This window comes from Bacillus cereus group sp. BfR-BA-01408 (assembly GCF_022663305.1).
GTDB classification, from domain to species: domain Bacteria; phylum Bacillota; class Bacilli; order Bacillales; family Bacillaceae_G; genus Bacillus_A; species Bacillus_A pacificus.
The window spans coordinates 1-11,144 of sequence record NZ_JAKUFF010000107.1 but is presented as its reverse complement, the minus strand read 5'-3'; the positions used below and the strand labels follow the sequence as shown (position 1 = coordinate 11,144).

Below are 11,144 nucleotides of genomic sequence, written 5' to 3'. Positions count from 1 at the left end.
GCTTGGTTAAAAAGAATAAGTAAAAATTTTCAATTTAGAATCTAAATTTTTCTAGTACTAAAGTTATAAATTTAACTAATTATTTATAACTTAATTGTCTATAAAACCAATATATAAGGCCCCCCACCTAAATACTTCATTTAAGTGGGGGGCCTTATATATACTTTATTATGTAAATATGTATTAAACTTGAGGGGGTCTCCAGTCACTATAGACTGGAGGCGTATCGATGGCATAAGTTTGAGGAGTTATATTTTTCGGGGTATCCGCAGAACTGATATTAGTAGATAAAGAAAAACAAGAAAATATAATAGACATTGCAATAATTGAAAATACCTTTTTTATCTTCATAAGTGAACCTCCATTAATAAGTGTTTTGTTACTTTAAATATTAATGGAGGTGCTTGGTTAAAAAGAATAAGTAAAAATTTTCAATTTAGAATCTAAATTTTTCTAGTACTAAAGTTATAAATTTAACTAATTAAAATTCTAAACCTTTATTACACATTCATATTTTTTAAAATCCAGAATTTTCAATCGATATTTTAAAATATTTTGCCGACATTTTATAAGCACGATTATCATTAAAATAGTTTCCTAGTTCATAAGCTAATTCACGAACTAATGTATACTGTTTTTTTTCTAATCCCATTTCAATTGCTTTTTGCATATTTTTCTCATACCCATAATAATCCCCTCGTATGCTACATATCTTGGCTTTAAAGCCATATAGTTGTACATGTGCATAAGGTACATCTTGGATTGATAATATCTTAAATGCATCCTCCATAAGATTATTAACATTTTTCCAGTCTTTAAATTCCATATAAATTTCTATCATGCTTCTTAATGAGTATATCTTCTCTGTCTGTTGTGGATAAAGTTCGCTAAGTTGTAAACTTTTTTCATAATAATTAATAGCATTAGTATAATCATTCAATCCCTGATATATTTTTCCGTAATTGTATGCAATCAATGGTAGATACATAGAATTATTACTAGCCTTTGCACCAATTTCTGCTTGTTTTAAAGATTCAAGGGCCTTCTCAGACATATGATCTAATTCATATTGTAGTGCAATGATTATAAGAATGTTTATTACCTGATTTTCTATTTTTAACTTTTTATACAATGCATAGGCTTTTTTAGCATACAAGCGACTAATACTTTGATCTTTATAAAGACTTTGGTTTATTAAGCTTAAATTATAATATATATCAGCGTGTTGCCTAGTTTCTTCAATACCAAGTAAACTATCTGCTTTTACATAGATTTCATGTGCTGCAACGAAGTCTTGTTTATTAAAAAAATAATGTCCACGGGCCATTAAATAATATATATAATCCTCAGTATACTGGTTCTCTACTTGGCTTGGAATTACTTGCGAGGCTTGTTCTATGATTGGGGCTACATACGTTAAATTATTATTTCGGGAATGATAATATATTAAGACACCATAAGCCTTTAACAATAAGGTACTAGAGTCTATATCCCGAACATACAGTTCTAAAGAAGATAAGTCTTTTTCACTCATAATATTTTCGTTTTTATACCTATTACATATTTCAAGAAGCTTAGGTTCTATATCCTCATAATCTGCTCCTACAAGAAAATTGTAATCAACTTCCATCTTTTTGGCGACCTTTTCTAAAAAAGAAGCGGACGGTTTAATTTGTCCATTTTCAATTCTGCTTAGATACGTTATAGAACATATCCCAGATACTAATTCTCCTTGCGTAAATTCTTTGTGTATACGTATTTGCCTAATTCTTTCACCAACGTTCATTTTCCTTCTCCTTACTCTAAATGAATATTTCGGAACAATATTGTATAAGTATTCTCTATCATAATATGCGTATTGTTTGATAGCTAAACAAAAAATAACATTATATATTTCCTCATTCATATCAATCCAACTGTAAAGAAAACATTGAATACAACGCAACTGTAAAGAATTACTATAATTATTAATATTTATTGGGATGCGTATGGAATTTGCATACCCGATTTACTAATATTAGTTATCTCCTCTCTTTCATTCGTATTACTATATTATACCAATCACCTCATAATTACGCCTAAGAAAATTTATCTTTTATACCTTTATATCTTTAAAATAAAAGTCTTCTATTAAAAAACGAGAAACTAATTAAAGGCCCTTATATGTTACGGAAACTATCTCAAATCACGAGACATGTAAAACTATACAGAAAAAAACATGAAAAACTCACAATTTTTTAATTAAATTTTACTAATTGTTATTAACATAAATGAACAAGTATATTTTAGGTATAGAAATTCAATCCGTTGGAAGATAGTTACTCTAATTTCAGAAAAAATTCTATACATATGAGAAACCATATCATGTTTATAAACAGTCAAATATCTCAGCAAGCCATCAATTTAATTAGTCTATTTATTCTTATTGATACATTTTCATAAATTTCAATGTTTTTCATCTTTAAAACATATTATATAAATACACTAAAGGAGAATGCGATATGACTTTACAACACGGTACATATTTATTAGAAAGAGAAAATACAAGAAATGCATTTAATGAAGAGCTTTATCAAAAATGGGTAAGTAAGACCGGGCTAAATGAATCAACTATTAATACTCTAATTCAGGAAAATAATATGGAGTTAGAACATTTCAAAACTATATTATCTAACAAGGAGCATCCAGAGTTAACAACTTCTTTAGAATGGATCGCTATTGTCAACAAATTAATAAATAATGATACCTATCACAATAAAAATATTGAATATTATGACGAATTTAAAAACATTCTATTTTATGCATTTTATGTACCTTTTTTCAACTATAGTTTAGAAGTAATATCAAATAAATTAAAGGGTATACATGAAGAAAAAAGGTCCTATATTAACATGGAAAACCTTAAGAAAAATATTTTATCAACTGTAGCTGATAGAATTAGCCGAATTGGATTAAAAGTATTAATAACAGAAATTAATATGGCGAGAACCGGTGATTTACTAAGTGGCGAGAATGAAAAGGAAAGATATGATAGTTTTATGAATGATTTTCTTCAGGACAAAGAATATATCCTGAGCTTATTTAATTCCTATCCTGTAATGATTAGACTAATGGTAGAAACTATACATAGTACTGTAGATGCAATGTTTGAGATCGTCTATCATTATACAGAAGATCGAGATCAACTAATTGAACTTTTTGGTGAGGATTTCAACACTTTAACATCAATTGATTTGGAAGCCGGTGACACTCACCAAAATGGAAGAACTGTAGCTATGCTAAACTTTAATAATAAAGGCAAATTAGTATATAAACCTCGTTCGTTAAAAACAGATGAATTATTTAATGAATTATTAACTTGGATTAATAAAAAAGGATTTAAAAAACCACTGAAAAACCTGACAGTATTAAGCAGAGATGAATATGGATATCAAGAGTTTATTACAGGAAGTGAGTGTAATACATCGCAGGAAGTAGAAAATTTCTACTACAGACAAGGCGGATATATAGCTTTATTTTATATACTAAATTCAACAGATTTCCACCATGAAAATATTATTGCTGATGGTGAGTATCCTATATTTATAGACTTAGAAACATTATTTAGTAATACAATTGAATTGAGTGATAAGCTAACAGATACTAAAAGTGCTTCTATCCAACTATCATTAGATATTAAGGACTCTGTTTTTCAATCGTTAATGCTGCCTGTAAAATTCAGTGATGATCCTCTTATTGATTATGATTTAAGCGGTTTAGGAATAAGTGGAGAACTAGAAGTAGAGCCTTCAGCAGTAAATGCCTTAGATAATACATATAGTGATCAAATTAAAATGGTTAAACAAAAAATTAAGTTACAAGAATTCAATAATACTCCACGTATTAAACAAAAGAAAACGAATGCTAGTGAATACGTTCAAAAGATTATTAATGGATTCACGGATATGTATAAACTAATATTAAATAATCAACATGAATTTATATTAGAAAACGGTCCGTTATACGCTTTTAAAGATACTTTCGCCAGACAGGTTTTTAGACCAACTGAGGCTTATGCAAGATTTGTAGCGGCAAGTATTCATCCTGAGTACTTAAAAAATGGGGTTGATAGAGAAAGCTTATTCTATTATCTATGGCATGGTGTTAACCTCCAACCGAAATTTAGCCGAATTACAAAGTATGAAATACAAGACCTTTTAAGGGCTGATATACCTTATTTTACTTTCAAAGTTGGTTCAACAAGTTTATTTAGTGCAGATAAAATTGAAATCAAGGATTTTTTTGATAAAAATTCAATAGATATAATACAAGAAAAGCTAACTAAATTAAGTAACAAAGATCATGACCGCCAAATAGAATTTATAAAACTTTCACTTAGTGCAATTGCTACAAACGAACAAAAAACATATACTCCTTATGGCTTTAAAGAGGTAGAAAAAAATCTTTTAGATACAAAAACCAATCACAAAGATCAGTTTTTGAATGAAGCCAAAAAAATCGGTGATGAAATAATAGATCTTGCTATTGTCGGTGAAAATTTCAAAGATGCTTTGTGGTTTGGTCTTAATTTAGATAATAATGAGCAATTTAAATTGTCTCCTATAGGCACTGATTTATATAACGGTAGCCTAGGAATAGTTCTATTCCTTGGGGTTCTAGCAAAGGAAACTAATGATGAAAAATATAAAAAGTATGCTATCGCTGGATTGAATCATGTTGAAGAAAAAGTAAAACATACGAAATTACATTCAACTTCAGCATTCTCAGGATATAGCTCTATTTCATATGTATACGCTTATTTAGGAGAAATTTGGAATGACCGAAAACTCATTGATAAATCTAGGGAATATATAAATAAAATAGATTCGCTATTAATTGAAGATGAGACTATGTATGATTTTATAGGTGGATTAAGTGGTTCACTACTTGTATTAATTAGACTATATGAAAAATTTAACTTTACTGAATTAAAACCTATTTGTGATTTAATTGCTCAAAAATTATTAAAGCAGACTTCTCATCAAATAAAAACTAATACCTTACTCACTGGATTAGCACACGGTGCCTCTGGATATGCCTGGCCATTATTAGAATATGCTTATAAAATGGACCAAACTCACTTACTAAATGATATATTGGCAATATTAAATTATGAAAATAGTAAAGTAAATGATACTCAAGACAATTGGTTAGATTTAAGGGGAGAGAAAAATTTGGAAGCCCCAGCATTTTGGTGTCATGGGGCAGGCGGAATAGGAATAAGTAGATTAATGATGTCCCAATTTATTGAAAATGCTACTATTAATGCTGATTTGCAAAAATCCGTGCATATACTAATGACTAAAGGATTTGGTACTACCCATACCTTATGTCATGGTGACTTTGGAAATCTTGATTTCCTTCTGACTTACGCTAAAATAACGAAAAATAATGAATATATAGATATCTCAAAGAGGATTGGAGAATATGTATTAAAACAAAAAGTAGAGAATGGGAAATGGAATTTCGATCAAAACGGTGATGCAAATATCTTAGGATTCATGATTGGAACTTCAGGTATAGGCTTTGAATTGTTGCGTTTAAATAACCCGGATATTCCTTCCGTATTAAATTTAGATTTACCGTAAGTTTAAAGATATCTCTATCAATTGTGATTATGTAACTGAAAATATAACAATTAAACTGCTTTTATAGTCAAAAAATAAACTATAGGTGGCACCATATCAAAGAAAGAAAATTGTACATTCGGATACAATTTAGACACAAAATATCCGGTTCCTTGTACGCTAAGGGATCGGATATTTATTTTACTGTTTTATATAGCGTACAAATTCTCGCTTATTTAGATACTATAGAACATTAGAAAATATCAACTTGTACTACATTATTTTTTGTAGCATTAGAGCTTCCTGTAGTTACTTTTAATGAAATACAATTACCTGCTTGAAATGTCATAGAAATATTACTATTGGTATTGGAAATTCGGATACCAGATAGTGTAACGGTAAGAGGGGTATCTACAACATTTTTAGATCCAGATTCAAATGCAAGTGTTGGAAAAATTACATACCTTTAATATCATCTTTTGAGATACCTTAAAATAACATATCGAGCCGTTTCGTTTATTTTACAAAGATGTTAGGCAAATGTAAGCATAATCCACAGTAAATCATGTAAAAAAATACATAATAGGAAAAAAGAGAGTGTAGGGGGATATATATGAACAAACCAGTTGTAGTCGTTAAAGACGTCCAAAAAGTATACGGTAAAAAAGGCGAAAACCAATCACACGTATTAAAAGGTGTGTCATTCTCGATTCAAGAGGGGGAATTTATTGGAATTATGGGGCCATCTGGTTCTGGTAAAACGACATTATTAAATGTAATTTCAACACTTGATAAAGCAACGGGCGGCGTTGTTGAAATTGCGGGCACGGATATTACGAAAATGAAACAAGGTGAGCTTTCTGATTTCCGTTCGAAAAAATTAGGGTTCATCTTCCAAGACTTTAACTTATTAGAGAACTTATCTATTTATGAAAACATTGCACTTCCACTTTCGCTTCAAGGTGTTCCATCACGTAAGATTGGACCGAAAGTAGAGAAAGTAGCGGATATGTTAGGTATTTCAGCTATACTTCAAAAATATCCATCTGAAGTATCTGGTGGACAGAAGCAACGTTCAGCAGCCGCACGTGCGCTTGTGCATGAACCAGCTATAATTTTAGGGGACGAGCCAACAGGAGCGCTTGATTCTAAAAATGCTACAAGTCTTTTAGATGCGATGACAAACTTAAATGAAGAACAGGGCGTATCAATCATGATGGTTACACATGATCCATATAGTGCAAGTTACTGTCAGCGTATTTTATTCATTCAAGACGGAACGTTATACAAAGAACTTCACCGCACTGGTGCACGTGAGTTGTTTTATAAAGAGATTTTAGATGTAATTGCAGACTTAGGTAAACAAAAAGCATAAGAAAGAAGGTTCAGGCATGTTATTTAAACTTTCTATGTCAGGACTAAAAAGTAAGTTAAAGGACTATATCGTCTTACTTGTTGGTCTTGTCATGTCCATTTCAATTTTTTATATGTTCCAAACATTAGCGTTAAACGAAGCATTTCTTAAGGCAAACTCTATTATTAGCGAAATTGGAATAGTATTCCAAGCCGGTTCAATATTATTAGCAATTATTACATTCTTCTATATTATATATGCAAACTCATTCTTATTATCGCTTCGTCAAAAAGAATTAGGTATGTATATGATGTTAGGAGCAAAAAAACATAAGGTTACATTTCTTATGTTCATCGAAACAATTGTATTAGGTGCTGCCTCCCTTGTAATCGGGATTGCAGTAGGTGTAGGGCTTGCACAAGTAATTGGTAAACTACTAATGCAACAACTGGATTTTACTGCAGGTGGTTATGAAGCATTTTATATTTCCTCCATGATTGTTACTTGTGTTTTCTTCTTTGTGCTATTTGTATTATCAGCAATTATAAATAGTATCAAATTATCACGTATTACAGTCCTACAACTTGTACATGCAAATTCAAAAACAGATCGTGTTTCTGTAAAAGGTGCGAAGACTGTTATCTTTGCAGTATTGGGGATTATTTTATTAACAATTGGCTATGCTTCTATGATTTACATGGATAAGTTAAAGCTATCTGGGATTTTTATTGCTTTAATTACTGTAACGTCTGGAACTTACATGTTATTTGGAACGTTCCTACCTCTTATTATTAAAAAGATGAAAAGTAATAAAAAACGTACTGAAAAAGGACTTAATGCTTTTACATTTGCACAGTTAAACTTCCGTATTAACAGCTTAACAAACGTACTAGCGACAGTAACGATGTTAGTTGCGCTTGGAGCGGGGGCAATCTCAGGTGGTATGGCATTTAAAAATAACGTTATGATGAATGTAGATACTCTTGCAATTTATGATGTTACGATTCATAATCCAACGACTGAAGAAAAGAAAATCTTAAATGATATTACCTTTAAAGAGAACAGCGAATATCGCTATAAAACAGACGATAAATATGTTTATTATGTAAAAGAAGATTTAGAAAAAAATCGTCCTTTCGTAAAAAATGTTAAATATATTAAAGAAGGAGTAAAAGATCCTTCTAAAGTGAAAAAAAGAGCTTCTGAAAAGCTACCAGTAGGAGAATTTTCCGAAGGTGCAGATAATTTAATTTCGGCAGAGTGGAAGGATGCCTTCGGAACACTGGAGCCCTCTTACGTGCATCCCGATCGAACAATTAAAATTGTCGATCAAAAAATATATGATAGCTTAAAAGATACAGAAGGTACTGTATTCATTGGAAAAACAGATAATTTCTTAACATACACAAAAGAATGGAAAAAAATTGACGAGTTACAATTAATCAAATATAAAAATATAAAAATTGATGATATACCAAGTAAATACGCGATATATACTGGTTTTTACGGCATTTCGAGCGGGACAGTATTTATGGGCTTCTTCTTAGGAATTGCTTTCTTAGCAATGATGGCAAGCTGTTTAATGTTTAAAATTCTATCTGGGGCATCAAACGATATTACGCGTTATCAAATGCTTCGTAAAATCGGGGTGCGCCGTGAATTATTAACAAAGTCAATTTATAAAGAATTATTCTTAATATTCCTATTCCCAGCGATTGTAGGGATTACACATGTATTAGTTGGTATGAACATCTTTTCGTTCATCCTAATCGATCCATATTTCCGTATTTGGCTTCCAATAATAATTTTCATAGTCATTTACTCAATTTACTACTTCATTACAGTTCAATTGTATAAAGGCATTGTTCTTCCGAAAGAAAAATAAACATAAGAAAACTAAACATAAAGTAACTTCAAAATCAACTTTTATTGTATATTTTGAAATTACTTTTGTTTAGTCTACTTTTTTCAGCACACTGCATCTAGATAATAAATCTATCAATCCCATCAGAACTTCGAATATCCTCTCGCACCTCACCATGCATTTCAAAACATCTAATTTTTCCCTATTACAAACAATTTAATGCTCCTTTTATCGATGTCTAAAAAAGCATCTAATAAAAAAATCCAGTAATTTAAACAGAACATACTGTAGTAAAAATACACCTTGTAAAGAACAAACAATCGATCATAAAAATAAAATCTAAACAACCTCCAAACAAAATAAAAGGCCAATAAATAATTTCACGTACTGTAGTTCATACAGAAAACCAAAAAGAAAAAAACTATAATAGAAATATGTATTGGCATAGTGGACAAAGTACCAAATTAGCCCGTATTTAGTGTGATAGAATCACTGTTATCCCTTGGGAGTAGATCATATAATCGCTCTGCAGCTCCAGGGACGATTGATTGAATAAACTCCAAGTACAACTCTTTTTGTTCTGTTGTACGACCAATAGCATTATTAAAAAGCAACAACAAAGTAGACAGTCCAGTTTGTCGTTGACTACCTTTACCGATCACATGGAGATATATTTTCTTTGATTTCTTTAGCACATTGTTTAACGTACTTCTTGGAATTCGCAACACTTCACATATTTCTTTTTGAGTAAAATATACGAATCCTTTTTCGGTATTTTTTTGCACGTTTAAGAAGTCAATGATATCTTGTTCCCACTCATACCAATGACTACGCACACGATCCTTGCGTGCTTTCTTATGTTTATACCAATACTGCGATGGTACTAGAGTTGAAAATGTTACCTTTCTATCTGACCAAATTTCTAAAATTTGATTGATGTACTCTTTGTTTGCGCCTTTATATTTACCTGAAAAAGCACTACGAATAGCCTTTTGAATACTTGAATTTTTCAAAGGGCTTTTTAGGCTTGTATTAAATTCATCCAGTAAATTATATGCCTCATCTTGAGTCATTCTTGAAGAATAGCATGCTAACGCAAGTGTAAATACAGCGTTATCACGTCCAAATACGCCTTTTTGACCTCTGATATGTGTGCATGCTAATACCTTTTGCACCCATCCTTCAGTAATTTGCGTAGTTTTAATTTGCTTATTTGAAATAACCGTAAATAAACTTCTACGATGGCCGATATCTTGATCTTTAGACCATTCAATTAAATGAGATAAATTACATGTACTGTTTGCATCAAACCATACTATGTTATCTTCATTTGGCATACGGAAGAATCCGAAATCATTACATGTCAAATCAACACCAGGTAAAAGAACACTTAGAGCTTTTCTGATGTTCTCACTGATTCTTTTTGCACTACGTAATCCCCGGAAATCGTTCTTATTCGAAATAAATAATGGTTTATCCAACACAAAATAAACCTGGTATCCCTTCACACTTTCAACAATAACTGTAGGCATTCCTAACTGCTTGTCCATTGCTGCAAGTACGATTTCCCCTGGAGTAAGGTCTTTTGTATCAATATCAACAGTAAAACAATTAATTTGTTTTAAATTTCGTTCTTCATGCCCTTTAATGATCTTTCTGTTTCTATCTATGTACGTTCCCACTCTAAAAATATTTGGAGTCCAATGTGTAGCTTGTCCAATATGGTCCAGTACTGTTTCTTGAGAAGTCAATACAACTCCCTTTGTACCATATGAGTTCGTTAAATCTTCTTTTGTACGTGTAATAAATACAAATCTGTCATCCATTTTGATACTAGAATCCTGAGAGTCTAACATGGATATGCTAGCTCTTGAGTTTTTATATTTATATTTTCGTAACCCATCATGTAAAATCAATTCGATTGCTTGTTGCGCTTTATCCATGTTAAATCTCCTTTCCACTAGATTTTTGACAATAAAGAAGGTGAGCAGTTATAACACTGCTCACCTCAAAAATTCTCTGGAAAGTAGATAAAAGACAGAGTTTTCTCCATATTCAAACAAACTTAAATACGGATTTCTACCTTTACAATCTAGCTCTAATTAACTATACTAAATACAGATATTTTTATATCTCTAATAACATAGTTAACTAGAACGGACGGAGAATTTTACATACTGGTGTTGCAGTGTGTAAATGGAATACAAGTTGTTGACAGCAACGTGTATTCACCGGGGAGTAAAGTTATTGTCAGTAACTCTACTTTTTCTGTCAGATTGGGACCTGAGAAATCTCAATTAGACAGCCGTTCTTTTTTTAT

6 protein-coding genes are annotated in these 11,144 nt (G+C 31.0%); 3 read left to right on the top strand and 3 right to left on the bottom strand.

The features are described from left to right. Window positions 1-183: 183 nt before the first annotated feature. Together MR083_RS24805 and MR083_RS24800 are read right to left on the bottom strand one after the other, a co-directional pair. Complete coding sequence (locus MR083_RS24805; RefSeq protein WP_154214304.1) at window positions 184-351, bottom strand: hypothetical protein; 168 nt, start codon at window positions 349-351, stop codon at window positions 184-186. 166 nt (window positions 352-517) lie between these two features. Next, the gene (locus MR083_RS24800; RefSeq protein ID WP_001100509.1) at window positions 518-1,786 is read right to left on the bottom strand and encodes a helix-turn-helix domain-containing protein; all 1,269 of its coding nucleotides are present in this window, start codon (window positions 1,784-1,786) and stop codon (window positions 518-520) included. Window positions 1,787-2,501: 715 nt separating this feature from the next. On the opposite strand from MR083_RS24800, the gene MR083_RS24795 reads away from it, so the two are divergent. The 3 genes from MR083_RS24795 to MR083_RS24785 all read left to right on the top strand — a co-directional run bounded on the left by MR083_RS24795 (window position 2,502) and on the right by MR083_RS24785 (window position 8,845). Continuing rightward, window positions 2,502-5,627, top strand: coding sequence for a type 2 lanthipeptide synthetase LanM family protein (locus MR083_RS24795; protein WP_242269990.1), 3,126 nt, complete (start codon window positions 2,502-2,504; stop codon window positions 5,625-5,627). Window positions 5,628-6,219: 592 nt separating this feature from the next. Further along, on the top strand, window positions 6,220-6,981 hold the full coding sequence (locus MR083_RS24790) for an ABC transporter ATP-binding protein (protein ID WP_242269989.1): 762 nt from the start codon (window positions 6,220-6,222) through the stop codon (window positions 6,979-6,981). 16 nt (window positions 6,982-6,997) lie between these two features. Continuing rightward, on the top strand, window positions 6,998-8,845 hold the full coding sequence (locus MR083_RS24785) for an FtsX-like permease family protein (RefSeq protein ID WP_242269988.1): 1,848 nt from the start codon (window positions 6,998-7,000) through the stop codon (window positions 8,843-8,845). Window positions 8,846-9,288: 443 nt separating this feature from the next. On the opposite strand, the gene MR083_RS24780 is transcribed toward MR083_RS24785, so the two are convergent. Next, complete coding sequence (locus tag MR083_RS24780) at window positions 9,289-10,767, bottom strand: primase C-terminal domain-containing protein (RefSeq protein ID WP_000356471.1); 1,479 nt, start codon at window positions 10,765-10,767, stop codon at window positions 9,289-9,291. Window positions 10,768-11,144 lie beyond the last annotated feature (377 nt).